The sequence below is a fragment of the Noviherbaspirillum humi genome, from assembly GCF_900188095.1.
Lineage (GTDB): Bacteria > Pseudomonadota > Gammaproteobacteria > Burkholderiales > Burkholderiaceae_D > Noviherbaspirillum > Noviherbaspirillum humi.
On sequence record NZ_FZOT01000013.1, the window covers coordinates 47,152 to 67,723 of the forward strand.

General features: G+C 60.9%; 14 protein-coding genes. 9 read left to right on the forward strand and 5 right to left on the reverse strand.

What is annotated here, in order from left to right; all coding sequences use genetic code 11:
- Positions 1 to 733: 733 nt before the first annotated feature.
- Positions 734 to 1,948 (reverse strand): acetylornithine deacetylase, encoded by a 1,215-nt coding sequence (gene argE / locus CHB88_RS16970; RefSeq protein ID WP_089400532.1) that lies wholly within the window; start codon positions 1,946 to 1,948, stop codon positions 734 to 736.
- Between the two features lie 306 nt (positions 1,949 to 2,254).
- Positions 2,255 to 3,241, reverse strand: coding sequence for a tripartite tricarboxylate transporter substrate binding protein BugE (locus tag CHB88_RS16975; RefSeq protein ID WP_089400533.1), 987 nt, complete (start codon positions 3,239 to 3,241; stop codon positions 2,255 to 2,257).
- 1,372 nt (positions 3,242 to 4,613) lie between these two features.
- On the opposite strand from CHB88_RS16975, the gene CHB88_RS16980 reads away from it, so the two are divergent.
- From CHB88_RS16980 to CHB88_RS16995, 4 genes are all read left to right on the forward strand, one after another.
- Positions 4,614 to 7,610, forward strand: coding sequence for a sensor domain-containing protein (locus CHB88_RS16980; protein ID WP_176442525.1), 2,997 nt, complete (start codon positions 4,614 to 4,616; stop codon positions 7,608 to 7,610).
- Between the two features lie 439 nt (positions 7,611 to 8,049).
- Positions 8,050 to 8,838 (forward strand): class II aldolase/adducin family protein, encoded by a 789-nt coding sequence (locus CHB88_RS16985; protein WP_089400622.1) that lies wholly within the window; start codon positions 8,050 to 8,052, stop codon positions 8,836 to 8,838.
- Positions 8,839 to 9,071: 233 nt separating this feature from the next.
- Positions 9,072 to 10,070 (forward strand): Bug family tripartite tricarboxylate transporter substrate binding protein, encoded by a 999-nt coding sequence (locus tag CHB88_RS16990; protein WP_089400535.1) that lies wholly within the window; start codon positions 9,072 to 9,074, stop codon positions 10,068 to 10,070.
- 3 nt (positions 10,071 to 10,073) lie between these two features.
- Positions 10,074 to 11,105, forward strand: coding sequence for a D-2-hydroxyacid dehydrogenase (locus tag CHB88_RS16995; RefSeq protein WP_089400536.1), 1,032 nt, complete (start codon positions 10,074 to 10,076; stop codon positions 11,103 to 11,105).
- A 151-nt stretch (positions 11,106 to 11,256) separates the two neighbouring features.
- Here the strand turns inward: CHB88_RS16995 and CHB88_RS17000 are convergent, their stop codons facing one another.
- The gene (locus tag CHB88_RS17000; RefSeq protein ID WP_425436123.1) at positions 11,257 to 12,237 is read right to left on the reverse strand and encodes a Bug family tripartite tricarboxylate transporter substrate binding protein; all 981 of its coding nucleotides are present in this window, start codon (positions 12,235 to 12,237) and stop codon (positions 11,257 to 11,259) included.
- Positions 12,238 to 12,305: 68 nt separating this feature from the next.
- Positions 12,306 to 13,175, reverse strand: coding sequence for an amidohydrolase family protein (locus CHB88_RS17005; protein WP_089400623.1), 870 nt, complete (start codon positions 13,173 to 13,175; stop codon positions 12,306 to 12,308).
- A 192-nt stretch (positions 13,176 to 13,367) separates the two neighbouring features.
- Between CHB88_RS17005 and CHB88_RS17010 the strand changes: the two genes are divergently transcribed.
- Together CHB88_RS17010 and CHB88_RS17015 are read left to right on the forward strand one after the other, a co-directional pair.
- Complete coding sequence (locus CHB88_RS17010; RefSeq protein WP_089400538.1) at positions 13,368 to 14,315, forward strand: LysR family transcriptional regulator; 948 nt, start codon at positions 13,368 to 13,370, stop codon at positions 14,313 to 14,315.
- Positions 14,316 to 14,606: 291 nt separating this feature from the next.
- Positions 14,607 to 15,074 (forward strand): Lrp/AsnC family transcriptional regulator, encoded by a 468-nt coding sequence (locus CHB88_RS17015; protein ID WP_089400539.1) that lies wholly within the window; start codon positions 14,607 to 14,609, stop codon positions 15,072 to 15,074.
- A gap of 101 nt (positions 15,075 to 15,175) precedes the next feature.
- Here the strand turns inward: CHB88_RS17015 and mdeB are convergent, their stop codons facing one another.
- Positions 15,176 to 17,884: an alpha-ketoglutarate dehydrogenase gene (mdeB, locus tag CHB88_RS17020; protein ID WP_089400540.1), complete on the reverse strand. Its 2,709-nt coding sequence runs from the start codon at positions 17,882 to 17,884 to the stop codon at positions 15,176 to 15,178.
- 115 nt (positions 17,885 to 17,999) lie between these two features.
- Between mdeB and CHB88_RS17025 the strand changes: the two genes are divergently transcribed.
- The 3 genes from CHB88_RS17025 (at position 18,000) to CHB88_RS17035 (ending at position 20,550) form a co-directional block, all read left to right on the forward strand.
- Entirely contained in the window at positions 18,000 to 18,458 is a 459-nt protein-coding gene (locus CHB88_RS17025; RefSeq protein ID WP_089400624.1) for an Lrp/AsnC family transcriptional regulator, read from the forward strand.
- Between the two features lie 111 nt (positions 18,459 to 18,569).
- A complete protein-coding gene (locus CHB88_RS17030; protein WP_089400541.1) occupies positions 18,570 to 19,931 on the forward strand; it encodes an NAD(P)H-dependent oxidoreductase in 1,362 nt (453 codons plus the stop codon).
- Positions 19,932 to 20,121: 190 nt separating this feature from the next.
- Positions 20,122 to 20,550 (forward strand): hypothetical protein, encoded by a 429-nt coding sequence (locus CHB88_RS17035; RefSeq protein WP_089400542.1) that lies wholly within the window; start codon positions 20,122 to 20,124, stop codon positions 20,548 to 20,550.
- The last annotated feature ends 22 nt before the right edge of the window (positions 20,551 to 20,572 follow it).

A 20,572-nucleotide genomic window follows, 5' to 3' on the forward strand; every position in this document is an offset into this window, starting at 1 on the left:
CAGATGATTGCAAGTCAACGCGACATTCAACGTAGCTAAATGTGTGCGTTCGCAATTAACAAGCCAGATTCGTGCCAATCAATTTCAGAAATCCTGAGAATTATTGACAGGTCAATTGGCCATTAGCGAGCAGAGGTTCTTACAAAAGCGGTTCATGGCGGATATTGGGAAATCGCCTGGCTGCTATTTTTTGGTGTAACTTCACAAATTGACTTTTATGCAAACCGTGTGAACAACAGATGTTATGAGATTTAGACTGAACAACGTCGTCTGCAGTGGGTGGAAGCGAGAGTCGCTACTGCAGGAAATGGGGTGCTGTCGGGCCAAGACACGCTTGCGGTGAGCCGGCGATTGGCGCCGAGTACGCGATTGGCAAAGACTGCTCCTGGTCCTGCCAGCCAGTAGATTCTTTAATAACCGGTTCGATCTTTTGACTCGATTGTGAATACCTCATCCGCGAGGATAGGACGCAGTCGAACGCAGCGTGCGCCCCAATGAATCAATATTGAGCGAGCGGAAAGAGCAGTCTCGTCGTTGCTCACAACAGCAAGTCTGAAAATGCTGTCGCAGTGGTGTAATCTGCCGAATTTCTATGAGTCGGAGCCGACGTACGCAATGGTGCTTGTGTTTGCTTGTCAAGGTGGCTGGCCGCTACGCAAACCGTGGTGCGTGGAGGCCAGCTACCGTTAGGATCAGTCCAAGGATCGGATTAGAAGCATTGCGAAAGTTTGATTCAGGAGATCTCTTGCTGAGAATCCATCGATCCAAGACGCTTCAAAAACGCTTCGCACTGCGCCACCTGATCGAGTGACACAAACTCATTAGGCTTATGGGCTTGCTCAATGCTTCCCGGACCGCAGATTACCGTCGGGATGCCCGCATGTTGAAATAGTCCGGCTTCCGTCCCATAAGGAACACCACCGCCATGGGGTTTTCTGGAAAGCTTTACTGCCAGGTCAATCAAGGGATCGCTTGCTTCCATAAAGAGTCCAGGACTTCCGGAGACTTTTTCGAAGCTTATTGCTGCTTCTGGTGATTCGTTTCGCATGGCCGCGAGGAGAATGTCTGCATACGTCTGGATCTCGGAAAATAAGATTTCCGGATCGGTGCCGGGCAAGGTCCGTAGCTCAAACTGGAATTCGCAGTCACGTGGCACGACATTGGGTGCAATCCCTCCTCTTACCAGTCCGGTTTGAAGCGTTGAATAAGGGATGGAAAAGTTGAAGTTTTTTGATTCCTCCCTGGCGAGCTTGTCGGCAATTTCGCGGATCTTGACGATAAGTCTCGATGCATACTCAATAGCATTCACGCCATGGGTGGTATAGCTCGAATGAGCTTCCTTGCCCCGAACGCAGCAACGAAACCGGTGCGTTCCTTTATGGGCAATGACCGGGCGCATGTCTGTCGGTTCGCCAACAATGCATCCCGCAGGAGCGATTCCTTGCTCTTTCAAGTCGGCGATCAAGCTGCGGACGCCGAGGCAGCCCACTTCCTCGTCATAGGAAAACGCGAAGTGGATTGGCTTCTTTAGGTTTTGTTCAAGAAAATAGGGCACCAAGGCGAGTGAAGTGGCAATGAAACCCTTCATATCGGAGCTACCTCGGCCGTAGATGCGACCATTGTGCAACGTAGCGGTGAAAGGGTCAGTGGCCCAGTTTTGGCCGTCCACCGGAACAACGTCAGTATGTCCGGACAGTATCATTCCGCCCGATTTTCCATCGCCAAGCGTTGCAAACAGGTTTGCTTTCTTCCCGGATTGGTCGTACGTCAGCCTTGATTCAACCCCAAATTTTTTTAGATAGTCCCTGGTCCATTCGATGAGTCCGAGATTTGAGTCCCTGGATACAGTTGGGAAGGCAATGAAACGCGTAATCAAATCAATCACGTTTTTGGATGGATGTACACTCTCAGCGGTTTCTAACTTGGTATTCGGGCTAGTCTCGAACATATAATTGGGATTTGTTATTGAGGTATTTGTATTGGTAATTGCGCCAAAAGTTGGACCTCACGTCGTAAGGAACCAACCAGAATCGTCCGGCAGATGGGGCTTTCAGAATTGCTATATACAAATAAAACTAGAGCGGTAATCGATGAAACTTAAGTATCATCGGAATACGTGATCTGCATCGCTAATGCGGTTACTTGACGGTGCCCAAGTTTTATGGAAACCACCCGCGTTATTTCAGTCCCATATTCGAACCGACATAGCGCGGGCCTATCAATAGGCAGGTTGACTACTCAGGAAGTCAGGCGTTTAACTGGCGTCAAGCTTGATTCCCTGCTTTTTGACGAGGTCCTTCATCTTGTTGTACTCGGTCTGAATTTCAGTGTTGAAAGCCTCAGGGGAGTTGCCAACTGCTTCCGATCCGCCCGCTTTGAGACGTTCTTTAACTTCCGGCAGATTGAGGACCTTAACTACGGCTGCATTCAGTTTTTTAACGATTTCCGCAGGTGTCTTTGGCGGAGCGACCAATCCATACCATGCAGGATCGTTCACTGATTGAAGACCTAATTCTGAAAATGTTGGCACTGTTGGCATTGCGTCCAGACGCTTATTCCAGGCGACCGCAATCGGGCGGAGTTTCCCGCCCTGAATGTGCGGAAGGGACGAAGGTACATTGTCAAAAATAATTTGGACTTGTCCGCCAAGGACATCATTCAAGGCAGGTCCAACGCCACGATAGGGTACGTGGAGGATGTAAGTGCCGGTGGAAACCTTGAATTGTTCGCCCATCATGTGAGCCAAGCCACATGTACCTGAGGATGCATAGCTAAACTTCGCCGGGTTCTTGCGTACAACATCAATGAATTGCTTGTAGTCCTGTGCCGGGAAATTCAGATTGACGGCCAATACGTTCGGAGAACGAGCGATATTGGTGACCGGGGCAAAGTCCTTCGTGGGATCGTAGCCGACCTTAGGATTGCAAGCAGGATTGACAGCGTGTGTGGACACCGTTGCGATGCCTAGCGTATATCCGTCCGGTTCAGATTTGGAAATTGCGGCTGCTCCAATACTGCCTCCGGCTCCAGCTCGATTGTCGACAATAACGGGCTGTCCCAATTCGCGGCCAAGGTGTTCGCCGACGATTCTTGCAACGAGGTCAGTAGTCCCGCCGGGAGGAAAAGGAACAATTAATTTAATTGGCTTGGAGGGATAATTTTGGGCGAGTGCCGGTGCCACCATACAAGTAGTCATGAGTCCGGCTACAACTAAAGATGTGACGCTAAATTGCAATTTCATTTTCTTCTCCAGTTACGTTGGTCCATCGAAGAAAGCACTATTTATTCCTACCCAGTATTGGTAAAGAACGAATTTGGTGCAAATGAATTAAACTGGACCTGGTATTCCTTAGTAATGTTGCCCGGTAGCTAATGTTTATGGCTCAGGCCGTTAGCCACAATCCAGGATGCTAAATGAAGGTAGCCGAAAGACGGTTATTTAAGCGATAAGTTGCTGATCTGATAGCTACCAGATGACGTGTGATGACGCCGTGCTTGAACAGTCTCTCGCTTTCTGCAGTCATGCATCTGGTTCAACGGCACATGCGGGTAGTGATTGCCGCTTGATCGTTCAGCTCGTCCGGAGGATCCGTCTGTCGCGGTTCCGGCGTTGCGTTGAAGGAATCATACCCTCGTCTGATGCAAAAGCTCTAGCGCGCCAGACGAAGCGGACGCTCTTCAGTCTCCAGGCATCGGACGTTCCGCCTGACTGAGGCGCGGTCCCTGGAGGAGAGGGATATCGACGCTTTACCTTTCTGTGACTCCCGGCGTTCTGCCGCAGTCGCTTAGGCTCTTCGAAGAGTTTGACCGGAGGTGCCGGTGCAGATCTGCGACTCTAGTCTTTCGGCTTGATCAACCATTTGCGCACTTGGTCTATAAGCTGTGCTGATTATTGGAACTTCATCGCCGGAAGGAGAACAGGCACATCATCCCAGCCTGACACCAATTGGCAGCTAGGAAGTTCATCTATGAGTTTGACGTGACAGACGAACCATTCATGTCGCTGACACGCGGCGACACCGCGTGGGCCAGTTGACAGCGGTCTCTTGCCCGAAATGTGTTTCCTTGCTTCCTTATTCTGAGAAACCGATTCTGTGTCGCTAATCTGCAGCATAATCTCAAGCAACACCGGGACATGCATGGCCAACCGAATGGCGGCATGCCGACTAAATGTAAATCGACAAAGGACCATTTTCTTCGAACGCAATACTGATTTGAAAAGCTTCCTGTTACGCTACATAGTAGGGTGGATAGTCGACTGGCGACTATATGTTATATACCCATGCGGAAATTAACTGACTGCTTCGCTATTCACTAACCGCTAATGTACCGGGTGCTGCGGAAATGTCCGTGAACAAGTAAACACCAAGGGTATCTATGTGACTTACTACAAATTAGAAGATCATCGAATTTCACTTGATCTTTGCATAGTAGAAATGGTCCGTAAGCACTAATTCGTCCTCGATCAAGCGGTGCGGCGATGAGTACTTTACCCCACCATCCTCATCGAGATTGATGCATGTCTGGTTTGTTACTCATAGGTGTGCCTATTCTTGAACGACCTATCCTTTTTGAACCTTTTCCGCACCCCGCAGCCTCTTCGCCGATAGGGCTTGCTGCAAGCGCCGGCGATCTGTTTGGAGCTTTCTATGGACAAACATCTTGGGCAGCTGCTCGGAGCGCCGCCTCCGCAATCTCCGGTGCAGCCGGCTGCAGGCAACCATCGGCTGCCGGTGTTTCCGATCCTGGAGAAGATGCCTGCGGCGGCGATGGCCATCGGCCCGGACATGCGGGTGGTAGGCATCAATGCAGCGTGCCGCGCCATGCTGTCCACGCTATGCGGCAGGTCGGTTGAACCCGGAGACCACGTATCGTCCATCCCCATCCGGATTGAAACCCCGACGGCTGACCACGATACGCTCGAGCGGTTTTGCCGCCACGCGTTTGCAAGCACCGATGCCTATATCGTGGGACACTGCCTCGGCTCGAAGCAGCTGCACGGCGTGTTGATGAAATTCACGCCGGTGCTGGATGCCTTCTTCCAGCCTTTGCTTCTCCATCTGACACTACACCGCTTCCCGGGAGACCAGGGCGGTGATGGTGTCGAGCATCAATCCGGCAGGCCGGTAGGCGAGCCGCCGCGTGATGACATTTTCCCGGAGCGGGAAAACGAGCTGGATCGGGCGCTCGAAGCGGTTCCGGTGGGAATTGCCCACGTGGCGCTGGACGGACGTTTCCTGCGAGTGAATTCCTTCCTATGCAACATGCTGGGCTACAGCAAGCGGGAGTTGGTCGCCCTTACCTATCAGGATGTTACCGACCCGCTCGACCTCGAAGCGGACGAAGCCTTGGTGCAGGAGTTAATCGATGGAAAGCGCTGCTCCTATGTGATGGAAAAGCGCTACCGCCAGAAGAGCGGCAATCCGATCTGGGCGTATCTGGCAGTCACTTTGCTGCGGGACGAGTCCGGCGCGCCGAAGTATTTCGTGTCGGTCGTAAGCGACATCAATCACCAGAAGAAGGCGCTGGCGGATGTCGAAGAAAGCCAGGCCCGGCTGAAGGCGGTATTCGACAGCCTGAGCGAGGCGGTCTTCGTCTTCAATACCAAGGGACAGCTGCTGGACGCGAACCTGGCCGGGCTGGCGATGTTCGGTTACCAGGATATCGCCGAAGCGGCGGCGAGCGTCGCCGATCTGGATAAGCATTTTGATGTATGGAATCTGGATTCGAAACGTGTGCCGATGGAGAGCTGGCCGATATACCGCTTGCTTCGCGGGGAGCAGGCCACGAATGTCGAATTGAAGGTCAGGCAGCGCAGCTCGGGCCGCACATGGATAGCAAGCTTCAGCGGCTCGCTCATGGTCGACGGACAGGGAAGGCCGCAGTTCGCGGTATTGACCATCCGCGACATCACCAAGCGCCATTACGCCCAAACATCCTTGAAGGCGAGCGAACAGCGCTTTCGTACGGCGCTGGACCACATCCCAGACATGATCGTGCTGTACGACCGCGACTATCGCATACGCTATGTCAATCATGCGATGGTGGCTGTGACGCAGCAGCCGGCATCGGCGCTGGTCGGGCGGCAGGATGACGAGCTGCGCGGCATCAAATGGGCGGACCTGCGCCGGTCGGCATTGCATGCGGCAGCGGAAACCGCAAGCGTGCAAAAGACGGACATCGAGTTTCCGTCGCCGAACGGCACCCGCCACGTCGCCGTGACTTGCGTGCCCCTCATGAGCGGCAGGGGAAACATCGAAGAGATCATGTGCCTCTACCATGACTATACCGAGCGCAAGCGCGCAGAGGAAAAGGCGCGGCAGGCGGCGTTGCACGACCCGCTGACACGGCTGCCGAACCGGGCGCTTCTTTTTGAATACGCACGCCATGTGCTGGGCATCGCCAGGCGCGCGCACGAAAAGGCGGCAGTCTTGTTCATCGACCTGGATCGGTTCAAGCCGATCAACGACTTGCATGGGCACGAAGCCGGCGACGAGGTTCTGCGCCAGATCGCGCAGCGCATCCTGACCCACGCGCGGGAAGAGGACATGGTGTTTCGCCTGGGTGGCGACGAGTTTCTGATTCTGCTGCCGCGGGTCGATAGCGCCGAGGACGTCGGCGACATGGCGATGCATCTGCTTGCCGCATTGAATCAGCCTTTCTATGTCGGGCATTTGAAGCTTGTGCTATCGGCGTCGATCGGCATCAGCCTGTACCCGGATCATGGCGGCCAGATCGACACGCTGATCAATCATGCAGACGCTGCGATGTATCACGCCAAGCAGCAGGGACGCAACGGCTTCCAGTTCTATGAGTCGGAGATGTCCGACCATATCGACCAGCAGGCCGCGCTGGAGCAGGAACTGAAGATCGCCATCGAGCGAAACGAGTTCCGCCTGGTTTATCAGCCGGTGGTCGACATGCATACCGGCCGGCTGACATGCGTCGAAGCGCTGATCCGCTGGCCGAAGAACGATACCAGCGCCGACCGCTTCGTTCCGGTGGCGGAGATGACGGGCCTTATCGGGCCAGTCGGCGACTGGGTGCTGGCGGAAGCATGCCGCCAGCACTGGCGCTGGAAGGATGCCGGGTTGGCGGAGGTGCCGATTGCGGTCAATGTCTCGCCGGTACAGTTCCGGCGGCTCGACCTGGCCGAACAGGTGCAGGTGACGCTGCAGCGCCATGGCCTTCGTCCGTCCGCGCTCCAGCTCGAACTGACGGAAACGGCGGTCATGGATGACATCGGGCGCGCAGTCGAGGTGCTGAACCGGTTGCGGAACATGGGCATTCGGATTTCATTGGATGATTTCGGTACCGGATACTCCAGCCTGAATTACCTCAGCAGTCTGCCCTTGGATAAGCTCAAGATAGACCAGAGCTTCGTGCGCCGGATCGAGTCCGACAGTGCGGGCCGGGCCGTGACGGATGCGGTGATCGTGCTGGGCAGGACCCTCGGCATGACGGTCGTGGCGGAAGGAATCGAGTCAGGGCCGGTGCTCGAGTATTTGCGCGAACATGGCTGCCACGAAGGTCAGGGCTATTTCATCTGCAAGCCCATGAGCGGCGAGGCGATGATCGATTGGATTCGTGGCCGGGAGCAGTTGGCGTAATCCGGGACCAGCGAAAGCGGGCACGCCGGCAAGCCGGATCGGCAAATGGCGGATGCTGGCGCCGGGCCGATGCAAGACGCCGGAAAGGGGGGGCAGCGGGAAGCGTTTTCAATCCGCCGACCGCCCGGAGCGATTCCGAGAGCTGTTCAGAGGAGGGTCTTCACGATATCTGAACAGGCCTTTAAGAAATGCTGCTTTCGCCGTCCTGGAGAATGACTACAATCGGGCAGGTATGAGCGGTTGTTGCCGTGATGCGTGACCATGCTCTTCCTGCGGCGCAGATTCAAGCTTCGTCGTCAGGCACGAAAGGGCGGCGGGCTCCCTGGCCCGCTCTTCTGCGCATTGAGCATTGTCAAGCGGGGCGAAGCGGGCATCATGTTACGGTCTGTCGAGGCGCATCTGCCTTGCACGGCACAAAACATCAACGATGGAGGAGACCATGCCGGAGAGCCATGAGCTGAAAATCAGTTCGATGAAAGGAAAGTGCACCGATGCGGAGTGGCGGGCCCGCGTGGACCTTGCCGCCTGCTACCGTCTCGTCGAGATGTATGGCATGTCCGACATGATGGCAAACCATATCTCGGCCCGCATCCCCGGGGAAGAAGGAACCTACCTCATCAACCCCTACGGCATGATGTACGAGGAAATCACCGCCTCCTGCCTGCTCAAGGTGGACCACGACGGCAATATCCTGTCGTCGCCCGATTTCGGCGAATTCAACTACGGCGTCAACAAGGCGGGGGCGGTCATCCACAGCGCCGTCCATGCCGCCCGGCCCGAGGTCGGATGCGTCATCCATACGCACAGCTGGGCATCGATGGCGGTGTCCTCCCTCGAATGCGGTCTTCTGCCGCTGACGCAGACCGCCATGCGGTTCCTGAAGATCGGTTATCACGACTACCAGGGCGTGGTACTGAACACTGCCGAGCAGGAATCGCTCATCAAGGACCTGGGTCAGGGCGAAGCGCTCATCCTGCGCAATCATGGCGTGCTGACGGTGGGGCGAACGGTCGGCGAGGCATTCAACTGGATGCACCGTCTGGAACTGGCATGCCGGTCGCAGCTGGCGGCCATGGCGTGCAACTCGCCGTTGATCAAGGTGCCGCAGCCGGTCCTGGAAGAGACCTGGAACAATTACCAGCCCGGCACCCGCCGTCCCTACGGACAAATGGAGTGGCCGGCGCTGCTGCGCAAGCTTGACCGCATCGACCCCGGTTATAAGACCTGAAGCCGCATGGCGCTGCCGATGAAGCGGCGCCGGCTTGTGCCATCGCCTTCCGCGGCCATGCGGTTCCGGGCCGCTTGCGGGCAGGTCCGCCGGTCGCGTCGCAAGGATGGACGAGCATGATGCATCCGGATGACCTGCGCGGCGACCAGCCAATGCCAGGATGGCTTCCGGAAAGCCGGCTCGGCTCATGCGCACGATCCAATTCCAACGACAAAGCAGAGACAGGAGACACCATGATCAAAGGCATTGCAAGCTGCATCCGGCCGGTATTGCCCGCCAATTTCACCAGGACGATTCTGCTGGGTGCATTGGTCCTGGCGTGCGCCTCTTCTCAGGCCCAGGAATATCCGGTCAAGCCGGTCAAGGTCGTGGTCGCCTTCACCGCAGGCGGTACCACGGACATTCTGGCGCGCGCGGTCGCCCAATCGCTGACGGCGCAGCTGAAGCAATCGTTCTTCATCGAAAACAAGCCTGGCGCAGGCGGCAATATCGGTACCGAGTTCGTCGTTCGGTCGCCGGCGGATGGCTATACGCTGCTGGTCAATTCGGTCGGGCCGATTGCGATCAACCAGACGCTCTACAAAGGCCTCAAGTACGACCCGCTGACCGACCTGACTCCGGTGGTGCAGATCGCCGACGTCCCCAACGTGCTGGTCGTTCCGCCGGCCATCCCGGCCAAGACCTTCGAAGCGTTCCTGGACTATGCCCGCGCCAATCCCGGGAAGATCAGCTATGGTTCGACCGGGGTCGGCACGTCATCGCATCTGTCGAGCTTCATGCTGTTCAAGCGCATCGGCGTCGAAGCGCAGCATGTGCCCTACAAGGGCGCCGATGCGCTGAACGACCTGCTGACCGGACGGATACAGGCCATGTTTGCCACGATTCCCTCGGTGATATCGCATATCCAGGCGGGCAAGCTGAGGGCCATTGCCGTCAGCAGCACCGCCCGCTCACGCTCGCTGCCCGATCTGCCGACCGTGGCCGAGAAGGGCTTTCCCGGCTTTTCCGCCGGATCCTGGTTCGGCATCTTCGTGCCGAAAGGCACGCCGGCCCCCGTGATCGAGAAGATCAATCTTGCTGTCAACAAGGCGCTGCCCGATTTACAGGCGCAAATGGTCCGCGAGGGCGCCGATCCGGTTGGCGGAACGCCGGAGCAATTCGATGCCTTCACTCACAAGGAATATGAGAAGTGGAAGACGGTGGTGCTGGAATCGGGCGCAAGGCAGGAATAGCGCATGACGCAGAAACGTTCATCGCTGCCTGGCGGCCCCACCCTGCGCATCCTGCTGTCCCGGCAGTGCGCGCAGCGCCTCGGGCCGCGCATCGGCAGCGTGTTGGGCGATAGGCCGCACGAGCTGGTGATTCACGAGGCGACAGAGGGAAGCGCCGATGCCGACATCGCGTTCGTGTCGCGCGATGTCACGGGGCTGTCCACCAAGCATGAAGTGCATCCGTCCACACAGGCGTTCTTCGACGCCATGTTGGGCGCGCCGAGCCTGCAATGGGTGCATACGCATTCTGCCGGCGCGGACCGGCCCGTTTATGTTGCCCTGCGGAGCCGCCGGGTGGTGGTGACCACTTCCTCGGGCGCGAATGCCAGCGTCGTGGCGCAGACCGCGCTGGCCGGCATCCTGGCGCTCGCCCGCCACTTCCCGCTGCTCGCCGGCGCACAGTCCGAATGCCGGTGGGCGCCGCTGATTCAATCGGGCATGCCGCGCGACCTCGCGGGACAGACCGCCACCATCGTCGGCTGGGGACCGATCGGCCAGACCATCGGCGCTTACCTGTCCATGCTCGGCTTGCGGGTGATCGCCGTCCGGCGGTCGGCAACGCCCTCGCCGCCGGCGGCGGAAGCCGTGGTCTTCGATGCGCTGCATGGCGTGTTGCCGCGGACCGACTGGCTGGTGCTGGCCTGCCCGCTGACCCCGACCACGCAAAACCTGATCGACCGGCAAGCGCTCTCGCTGTTGCCGCGCACCGGGCATCTGGTGAATGTATCGCGCGGCGAAGTGGTGGATGAAGCCGCGCTGTGCGAGGCCTTGCAGGAAAAGCGGCTGGCGGGCGCATTTCTCGATGTCTTCGCGCATGAGCCGCTGTCGCCGGCGTCTCCCTTATGGGCGCTGCCCAATACGATCGTCACGCCGCACAGTGCCGGTTTTTCCGATGGAAACAGGGAGCGCGTCGAGAGCCTTTTCCTCGACAACCTGGGGCGTTGGATCACCCGGGCGCCGCTGGCGAATGTCGCCTCGTCCGACCCGCCCGCATGAGAGGGTGGCCGGCGGTTCGCCAGCGCTCTGCATCAAGTCCTTTTCTGCCAGGCTGTGGACGGCGGCGAAGTCAATCGCCGGAGAGCGGCTTCCACCGTCGCCGCGGGCGGCCGGAAGCGACTCCGCCTCCCGCGCCGCTGCGCTCCATCCTTCACTGCTTCTCGATCTTGGCCTGCTCGATCACCTTGCTCCATTTTGCGATGTCCGAAGCCAGCAGGTTCTTGGTCGCATCAGGCGTGCTGGACTGCGCACTCACGCCGAGTTCGATCAAGCGCTGCTTGACATCGGGTTGCGCCACGGCCGCCGCGACTTCCTTGCTCAGTCGGTCGACGATCTCCTTCGGCGTCTTGGCCGGCGCCGCCAGGCCGTTCCACGACGTGGCCTGGTAGTTCGGCAGACCGCTCTCGGCCACCGTCGGCAAGTCCGGCAGCCCGGGGAAGCGCTTGCTGGACGTGAGCGCCAGTGCCTTCACATTGCCGGACTTGATCTGGGCCAGCATCGGGCCGAGAATTTCGAAGCCGATGTCGATGTCGCCCGCCGTGGCAGCGGTGATGACGTCCGGCGTGCCCTTGTAGGGAATGATCACCGCCTGGATGCCGGCGGTATTCGTGAACAGTTCGGCCGCGAGGTTCTGGGTGCTGCCGCGGGTGATGGTGCCGACGTTGAGCTTGCCCGGATGGTCCTTCGCGTACTTAATGACCTCGCCGATATTGGTGAACGGCGCCTTCTTGCTGGCGATGACCACCAGGTCGAAGAAGCCGATGGTGGATATCGGCGCGAAGTCGTTGAGCGTGTTGTAGGGGAGCTTGTTGAACAAGCCGGCGCTGACGGCCGTGCCATTGCTGATCAACAAAAGCGTGTAGCCGTCGGGCGCCGCCTTGGCCACCGTGTCGGCGGCGACGATGCCGCCGGCGCCCGGCCGGTTGTCCACGATCACCGGCTGCTTCAGCGACTCCGCCATCTTCTGCGCCACGACCCGCACGGACAAGTCGGCGATGCCGCCCGGCCCGAAAGGCACCACGATCTTGATCACCTTGTTCGGGTAAGCCTGGGCCCCGGCCACACCCGGCAGCGCGAAAAGGGCGGCCATGCCGAGCAATGCCGCGCGCTTGAGGAAGTTACGCATCGAAATATCCTTTCCATCCATCGGTTATGCAGCTTGAGGTTGCCCCGGCGTCGCCTGACGGCGGGGCAGCTGGATCAATCCTTCCAGTAGAGGCGCTCGGGATTGTCCACCAGGATACGGTGGCGCACGGCTTCATCGGTGCACATCTCGGCGAACAGGTTGACCAGCTCGCCGTCGTTGGGCATGTCGCCGCTGATGTTCGGATGCGGGAAGTCGGTGCCCCACAGCACCCGGTCCGGCGCCGACTCGATCAGCGCGGCGGCGAAGGGGATGGCATCGCGGAAGGGGGCGCCGGCGGCGGAAATGCGTTCCGCGCCGCAGATCTTCACCCACGCCTTTTCATTGGTGCGCATCAGCTTGAGCAGGCTCTGGAAGGGTGCCTGCTCGATGCCGTCGGCCACCTTGGCCCGGCCCATGTGGTCGATGATGAACGGCACCGGCATGCCGTCGAGCAGCGACTGGTAGGTGAGGATGTCGGCGGAGTCGAGGTGCAGCACGACATGCCAGCCCATGTCCTTGATGCGGTCGATGGTGCTGTGAAAGGTATCGAAATCGGGCGCGCCGCCGAGATGCTTGACGAAGTTGAAGCGGATGCCGCGCACGCCACCCTCATGCAGCGCCGTCAATTCGCGGTCGCTGACATCCTTCTCGACCATCGCCACGCCGCGATAGGCATCGTTGCTGTCGGCGATGGCATCGAGCATGGCGCGGTTATCGGTGCCGTGGCAGCTGGCCTGCACCAGCACGGCGCGGTCCAGGCCCAGGTGCGCATGCAGCTTGCGCAGCATTTCCTTGGGGGCGTCGGCCGGCTTGTAGGTGCTCTTGGCGGAAAACGGGAATGTCGCCTCCGGCCCGAAGATATGGCAGTGGGCATCGCACGCTTTGGGCGGCGGCGTGTAGCTCGGTTTGACGGGATTGTAGTCCGGGGCTTTGACAGCTTTCATGGCGTGAATCCAATAAAGATGCGTGATGAAGAACGGTATGGATGCCCGATGCGGCACGACCGCCCGGGACAAATCGACTGCCATTATTGGACAATGCCGTCCGATTAACAATGCTATATTTCCCAAAGCTGTTATACCGATTTGATATAGCTCACGGTTCGCCGTTTGCCCACCTTGCCCCTGAACCACGCCATGGATTTGAAGCAGCTGGAGTATTTCGTGCGGGTTGCCGAGTTCGGCAGCTTTTCCCGCGCCTCGATGGTGCTGAACATTGCCCAGCCGGCCCTCAGCCGCCAGATACGGGCGCTGGAGGTGGAGTTTCGCCAGACCCTGCTGATACGCAATGGGCGCGGCGTGACGATGACCGAGGCCGGGCGCCTGCTGCTGTCCCACAGCCTGGGCGTCCTGCAGCAGGTGGAGCATTTGAAGAACGCCCTCGAGGAGCAGCGCGGTTCGATCGTTGGCCGGGTGGTGGTCGGCATGCCGCCGAGCGTCGGGCGCATCCTCGCGGTGGCCACGGTCAAGGAGTTTCAGAGGCGGTACCCGAACGCGGTGCTGAGCGTGGTGGAAGGCCTGTCCGTCCACATCATGGAGTGGCTGCAGGTCGGCAAGGTGGATCTCGGCCTGGTCTACAACCCGAATTCCGCGCCCACCATGGAGATCGTGCCGCTGATCGAGGAAGACCTGTTCCTGATGGCGCCCAAGCCGCGCAGGACGGCCGGCCTGAAGCTCGGAAAGCCGGTGACCCAGGCTGCGCTGGCGGACTATCCGCTGGTCATCCCCAGCAGGCCGCACGCCATTCGCATGCTGGTGGAGACGCGCCTGGCCGATGCCGGATTGAAGATCAACGTCAGGAGCGAAGTGGACAGCGTTCCAGCCATCCTCGACCTGGTCGCCCAAGGTTTGGGCTTCGCCGTGCTGCCGCTCAACGCGGTGCATTCCAACCAGATGGATGCCCTGATCCAGCCCCGGCCGATCACCGCGCCGCGCATGACCAGCCTGCTGGCCATCGCCAAGTCGCACCAGCGTCCGGCGTCGCCGCTGGTGTTCCATACCGGCCAGCTGATCGAGCAGCTGGCCAAGAGCCAGGCGGTCCAGGGCGGCGCGAAAGTTCTCCTGCCAGGCCAGGCTGCGCATTGACGAGCGCCGAGGATTCGTTCCTGAGCCGCTTCAAGACACGCTGCTCGCGATGTGCGGTCCCGTTCCGCGCCGGGGGGTGGACCATTTTCTTCTTCCCCGGTAAGGGAAGAAGAAAACCTGGGGGCCGGTTTCGCGCCTTGTGAGCGCAAGAAGATCTTACTGCTCAGGTCGCGAAATGTGCTGCTGTTGTTGAAGAAGAATCCCTTGAAAACCGGAAGATCATTCTTCATTATGCGCCGAATGTGGATAGAATCACTTTCATCGAAATAGACGACGAGAAAACGGTACCCCATGAAGGAAAGCCGGTTGGATGAGATCGATCGAAAGATCCTGCGCATACTGAGCCGCGACGGACGCATCAGCAATCAGAAGCTGGCGGAAGGCGTGAACCTGTCGCCCACGCCATGCTGGAACCGGGTGAAGGCGCTGGAAGAGGCGGGGTTCATCGCCGGTTATGTCGCACTGCTGGACCAGCGCGTGCTCGGACTCCCGGACACCGTCATCATCGAAGTGACGCTGGAGCGGCACGACGATGAAATCTTCCAGCGTTTTGGCGAGGCATTGGCCGAATTGCCGGAAGTGATGGAAGCCTATCTGCTGACCGGCGAGTACGACTACCTGATCAAGGTGGCGGTCTCGGGAACGGAAGGGTATGAGCGCTTCCTCCGGCAGAAGCTGTACAAGATCCCCGGCATTCGCCACAGCCGTTCAACCTTTGCCCTGCGCTGCTTGAAGCGGGTGCATTCGGTCACGCCGTAAGCGCTTCAACCTGCATCGACGGTTCCCATCCGGTCGGCAACCAATGTGCCGAAGGCCTCCTCCTGCCGTGATGGCGGCATGCGCCATCCGCTCGTCCATGGTCACAAGGTCCAGGGCGCGGCCGCCTCGGCGTCGATGCCGAGGCGCGCTATCGCAGCGGCGCAGCAGCCGGCGTCGACAAGCCCGTCCAGCCTCAGCGCATCCAGCGCCGCCAGCACGATGTGGCGCTTATCCACTTCGAAGAAGCCGCGCAGCGCGGAACGGGTATCGCTGCGGCCGAAGCCATCCGTGCCGAGCACGGTGAAGCGGGCGCCGACGTGGGGCGCGATCAGCTGCGGCCAGGCGCGGACGTAGTCGCTGGCGGCGACCACCGGCGCATCGCCCGCCAGGCAGCGCTGCACATGGCTGATGCGCGCCTCGGCCTGCGGATGCAGCCGGTTCCAGCGCTCCGCCTCGCGTGCGTCCCGCTCCAGTTCGCTGAAGCTGGTGGCGCTCCAGATTTCGGTTTCGATCTGCCATTCGGCGGCCAGCATTTCGGCGGCGGCAATTACTTCGCGCAGGATGGCGCCCGAGCCGAGCAGGCGTACCCTGGCGCGTGCCGATGGCGGCGCATGGCCGCCGTAGCGGTACATGCCCCGGATCAGGTCGTCCTCGACGCCTGCCGGAAGCGAGGGCTGCGCGTAGTTCTCGTTCATCAGCGTGACGTAGTAGAAGACGTCCTCCTGCCGCTCCAGCATCTGGCGCAAGCCATGATCGAGGATGACGGCGAATTCGCCGGCAAAGGCGGGATCGTAGGCGCGGCAGTTCGGCACCATGGCGGCCATGATCGGGCTGCCGCCGTCCTGGTGCTGCAAGCCTTCCCCGCCGAGCGTGGTGCGGCCGGCGGTGGCGCCGAGCAGGAAGCCGCGCGCCCGCTGGTCGGCGGCGGCCCAGATCAGGTCGCCGATGCGCTGGAAGCCGAACATCGAGTAGTAGATGTAGAACGGCAGCATGGCCTGGCCATGCACGCTGTAGCTGGTGGCCGCGGCCACCCAGGAACTGATGGCGCCGGCTTCGCTGATGCCTTCCTCCAGGATCTGGCCGTCGAGCGCCTCGCGGTAGCTGAGCATGGAGCCGATGTCCTCCGGCTCGTAGCGCTGGCCGGCGCTGGAGTAGATGCCGATCTGCTTGAACAGGTTGGCCATGCCGAAGGTGCGGGCTTCGTCAGCGACGATGGGCACCATGCGCGGGCCGAGTTCGCGGTCCTTGAGCAGACTGCCGAGCAGGCGCACGAAGGCCATGGTGGTGCTCATCTCGTGGCCGCCGGCATTGAGCGCGAACTCGGCGTAGGAAGCAATGGCCGGCACCGGCACTGTATCCGCCTGCGTGGCGCGCGACGGGATGGCCCCGCCCAGCGCCGCGCGGCGTTCATGCAGGTAGCGCATCTCGGGACTGTCCGACGCCGGCTTGTAGAAGGCGAGAGCGGCTGCCTGCTCGTCCGACAGCGGCAGGTTGAAGCGGTTGCGGAAGGTGAGGAGGGCGTCGCGGTCCAGCTTCTTCTGCTGGTGAGTGGTCATCTTGCCTTGTCCGGCTTCGCCCATGCCGTAGCCTTTCTTGGTCTGCGCCAGGATCACCGTCGGCTGCCCACGATGGCGGCTGGCCGCCTCGTAGGCGGCGTAAATCTTCACCAGGTCGTGGCCGCCGCGCCGCAGGCGGTCGATCTGCTCGTCGGACAGGCCTTGCGCCAGCTGCTGCAGGGCCGGATCGCGGCCGAAGAAATGGTCGCGGTTGTAGCGGCCGCTCTTGGCGGCGAAGGTCTGGAACTGGCCGTCCACCGTGTCGGCGAAGGCGCGCACCAGGGCGCCCTGGGTGTCGCGCGCGAACAGGCCGTCCCAGTCGGAGCCCCAGACCAGCTTGATGACATTCCAGCCGGCGCCGGCGAACAGCCGCTCCAGCTCGTCGATGATGCGGCCGTTGCCGCGCACCGGCCCATCCAGCCGCTGCAGGTTGCAGTTGACTACCCAGACCAGATTGTCCAGGCCTTCGCGCGCCGCGAGGGTGAGCGCCGACATGCTCTCCGGCTCGTCCATCTCGCCGTCGCCGAACACGCCCCATACCTTGCGGCCCTCCGTCGCCAGCAGGCCGCGATGCTGCAGGTAGCGCATGAAGCGCGCCTGGTAGATGGCGCTGATCGGACCGATGCCCATGGAGCCGGTGGGAAATTGCCAGAAGTCCGGCATCAGCCAGGGATGCGGATACGACGACAGGCCGCGCGCGCCGTCGGCGCGGGCGCCGAGTTCCTGGCGGTAGTGCTCCAGGTCGCGCTCGCCCAGCCGGCCTTCCAGGAAGGCGCGGGCATAGACGCCGGGCGCGCAATGCGGCTGGTAGAAAACCAGGTCGCCGCCGAAGCTGTCGGTGCGGGCGCGGAAGAAATGGTTGAAGCCGACTTCGAACAGGTCCGCGGCGCTGGCATAGCTGGCGATGTGGCCGCCCAGCTCCCCATACGCCTGGTTGGCGCGCACCACCATGGCCAGCGCGTTCCAGCGCATGATGGAAGCCAGCCGCTCCTCGATCGCGAGGTCGCCCGGAAACGCCGGCTGGCGATCCGCAGGAATGGTGTTCACATAAGGCGTGCCGGTCTTCGCCTGCCAGCCGACCGAGGGCCCGCGCGCCATCTCCGCCAGGGTGTCGAGCAGGAAGCGGGCGCGCTCGGGCCCGGCGGTCGCAATCACCGACAGCAGGGCTTCGCGCCATTCGGCGGTTTCAGCGGGATCGGCGTCGGACGCGGCGATCGCGTCGAGCAGGCAGGATTCGGGAATGCGATTGTTCATAGGGCCTCCATCGCTCTCATTTTATTTTCGATGCCGCGGAATTTATTGCCGAAAATGTTTGATGCCGCTCATCCTGCGGCAGATAATGCTGCGAAAAACGAACCGCACGGAATTCATGGAACTCGACAGCATCGATCTCGCCATTCTGCGCGAGCTGCAGGCCGACAGCAGCCTTTCCAACGTGGAACTGTCCCGCCGCATCAACCTCTCTCCCTCGCCCTGCCTGGCGCGGGTGAAGGCGCTTGAGGCATCCGGGGTGATACGGCGCTACGTCGCGCTGCTCGATCCGAAGCAGCTCGGCTTGAACCTGAACGTCTTCATCTCCATCAGCCTGAAGCAGCAGAGCGAGAAGGCGCTGCAAGCCTTCGAGGCGCGCGTCTGCGCGCGCGACGAGGTGATGGAGTGCTACCTCATGACCGGCGACGCCGATTACCTGATACGGGTGGCGGTGCCCGACATCGCCGCCCTGGAACGCTTCATCCTCGACCATCTCACGCCGATTCCGCAGGTGGAAAAGATACGCTCCAGCTTCGCGCTCAAGCAGGTGCGCTACAAGACCGCGCTGCCGCTGTAATGAATGGCGAAGCGGGCGCCGGTTTGCCACCTCTCGCTTCACCACCTACAATCAACGCGCGAGCCGCCGGGGCGATGCCCCCGCCGCAGAACAACGACAACAGGAGACAAGATGAATCTTTTCGCCAAGCTGCGTCTGCGCGCCGAACAAGGCAAGCCGCTGCGCGTGGGCCTGATCGGCGCCGGCAAGTTCGGTTCGATGTATCTGTCCCAGGTGCCGCGCACGCCGGGCATCCATCTCGTCGGCATCGCCGACCTGCAGCCGGAGCGGGCGCGGCAGTCGCTGCGCCAGGTCGGCTGGCCTGACGACCGCTTCTCCGCCCGCACGCTCGACGACGCCGCGAACAGCGGCGCCACCGCCATCATCGAGGACAGCCAGGCGCTGATCGCTTCGCCCCATGTGGAGATCATCATCGACGCCACCGGCAGTCCGTCCGCCGGCATCGCCCACGTGCTGGCCTGCTGCCGGCACGGCAAGCATGTGGTGATGGTGAACGTGGAGGCAGATGCGCTCGCCGGCCCGCTGCTCAAGCGGCGCGCCGACGAAGCCGGCATCGTGTATTCGCTGGCTTATGGCGACCAGCCGGCCCTGATCTGCGAGATGGTGGACTGGGCCCGCGCCGCCGGTTTCGAGATCATCGCCGCCGGCAAGGGCACCAAGTACCTGCCGGCCTACCACGCGTCCACGCCCGAGACGGTCTGGCAGCATTACGGACTCTCCTCCGAGGACGCGCGGCGTGGCGGCATGAATGCGCAGATGTTCAACAGCTTCCTCGACGGTACCAAGAGCGCCATCGAAATGGCGGCGGTGGCGAACGCGACCGGCCTGCATGCGCCGTCCGGCCTCGCCTTTCCGGCGGTCGGGGTGGACGACCTGGCGCGGGTGCTCAAGCCGAAGGAAGAGGGCGGCGTGCTTTCGCGGCGCGGCCAGGTGGAAGTGATCTCCAGCCTCGAGACCGACGGCTCGCCGGTGTTCCGCGACCTGCGCTGGGGCGTGTACGTCACCTTCGCCGGCGGCGGCGAGTACGTCGAACGCTGCTTCAGGGAGTATGGGCTGGTGACGGATCCGAGCGGCCGGTATTCATCCATGTACAAGCCCTTCCACCTGATCGGCCTGGAGCTGGGCATCAGCGTCGCCTCGATCGGGCTGCGCGGCGAAGCGACCGGCGCGCCGGTCTGCTGGCAGGGCGATGTGGTCGCTACCGCCAAGCGCGATCTCGCCGAGGGCGAGACGCTGGATGGCGAAGGCGGCTTCACCGTCTATGGCAAGCTGCTGCCGGCAGCGGAATCGCTGGCGCTCGGCGGCCTGCCGCTCGGCCTGGCGCATGGCGTGAAGCTCAAGCGCGCGCTGAAGGCGGGCGCCACCGTCGGCTGGGACGATGTCGATTTCGATGCGGCTGCGCCGACGGTACGCTTCCGGCGCGAAATGGAGTCGGTTTTTGCGAACGCAGGCGCGGCATCGAAGATCGCCTGAACCGGGCGCCAGGAAAGGGCTGCGCGCTGCGGTTCCAAGGCAATGGAAAGCGCAATGCCGTAGCGCGGGCGGATCTGCCGTGACGCACAACGGGCTTGCTCATGCCCTGTGACGGCCTTGCTCGATACGCCCTTCAAGGCAGGTCTGCTTTTTGCATCAATGCGGTCATGAAGTGATGCAAGGAGAATGTATGCATGCAGAAATAACTGCGTATCGCGGCAGGCTCGTCATTGCATTGTTGACGAAACGGTCGATCCAGGGGGAAGTCACCACGTCCGAAGACAGCCCCCGCTTCCCAGGACAAATCATCCACGACACGGCCCAGTATCTGGGCATATCCAATGAAGCGCTCCGCTTGCTGCGCAAGCTGAAGCCGAGCGGCGAAGATGTTGGCGACCTGAACTGGTTCATGAACGACAAGGGCAAGTCTGTCTTCTTCTGGCGCGGCGGCCGCTACGCCATCTTTTCCCCCGAATACTGTATCGCCGCGAAAGATTTCGGCATCAGGGATTACATAACCATCCCCAACAAGGTGCCTCGAGGCGCGCAGGAGCAGCTGGACGCAATGCCGCGGGTGCACAAGCCCCGGGTCGGACTGCTTACGCGCATGGCCTTGTAGGCAGCGCAGACAGGTCGTGATT

Excerpts from the sequence above, each read along its gene's own strand:
- argE (WP_089400532.1), bottom strand. The coding sequence starts at position 1,948 with ATGTTCGAGACTAGCCCGAATACCAAGTTAGAAACCGCTGAGAGTGTA.
- CHB88_RS17025 (WP_089400624.1), top strand. The coding sequence starts at position 18,000 with ATGGAACTCGACAGCATCGATCTCGCCATTCTGCGCGAGCTGCAGGCC.
- CHB88_RS16990 (WP_089400535.1), top strand. The coding sequence starts at position 9,072 with ATGATCAAAGGCATTGCAAGCTGCATCCGGCCGGTATTGCCCGCCAAT.
- CHB88_RS17015 (WP_089400539.1), top strand. The coding sequence starts at position 14,607 with ATGAAGGAAAGCCGGTTGGATGAGATCGATCGAAAGATCCTGCGCATA.
- CHB88_RS16985 (WP_089400622.1), top strand. The coding sequence starts at position 8,050 with ATGCCGGAGAGCCATGAGCTGAAAATCAGTTCGATGAAAGGAAAGTGC.
- CHB88_RS17010 (WP_089400538.1), top strand. The coding sequence starts at position 13,368 with ATGGATTTGAAGCAGCTGGAGTATTTCGTGCGGGTTGCCGAGTTCGGC.
- CHB88_RS16975 (WP_089400533.1), bottom strand. The coding sequence starts at position 3,241 with ATGAAATTGCAATTTAGCGTCACATCTTTAGTTGTAGCCGGACTCATG.
- CHB88_RS17005 (WP_089400623.1), bottom strand. The coding sequence starts at position 13,175 with ATGAAAGCTGTCAAAGCCCCGGACTACAATCCCGTCAAACCGAGCTAC.
- CHB88_RS16995 (WP_089400536.1), top strand. The coding sequence starts at position 10,074 with ATGACGCAGAAACGTTCATCGCTGCCTGGCGGCCCCACCCTGCGCATC.
- CHB88_RS17030 (WP_089400541.1), top strand. The coding sequence starts at position 18,570 with ATGAATCTTTTCGCCAAGCTGCGTCTGCGCGCCGAACAAGGCAAGCCG.
- CHB88_RS17035 (WP_089400542.1), top strand. The coding sequence starts at position 20,122 with ATGCATGCAGAAATAACTGCGTATCGCGGCAGGCTCGTCATTGCATTG.
- mdeB (WP_089400540.1), bottom strand. The coding sequence starts at position 17,884 with ATGAACAATCGCATTCCCGAATCCTGCCTGCTCGACGCGATCGCCGCG.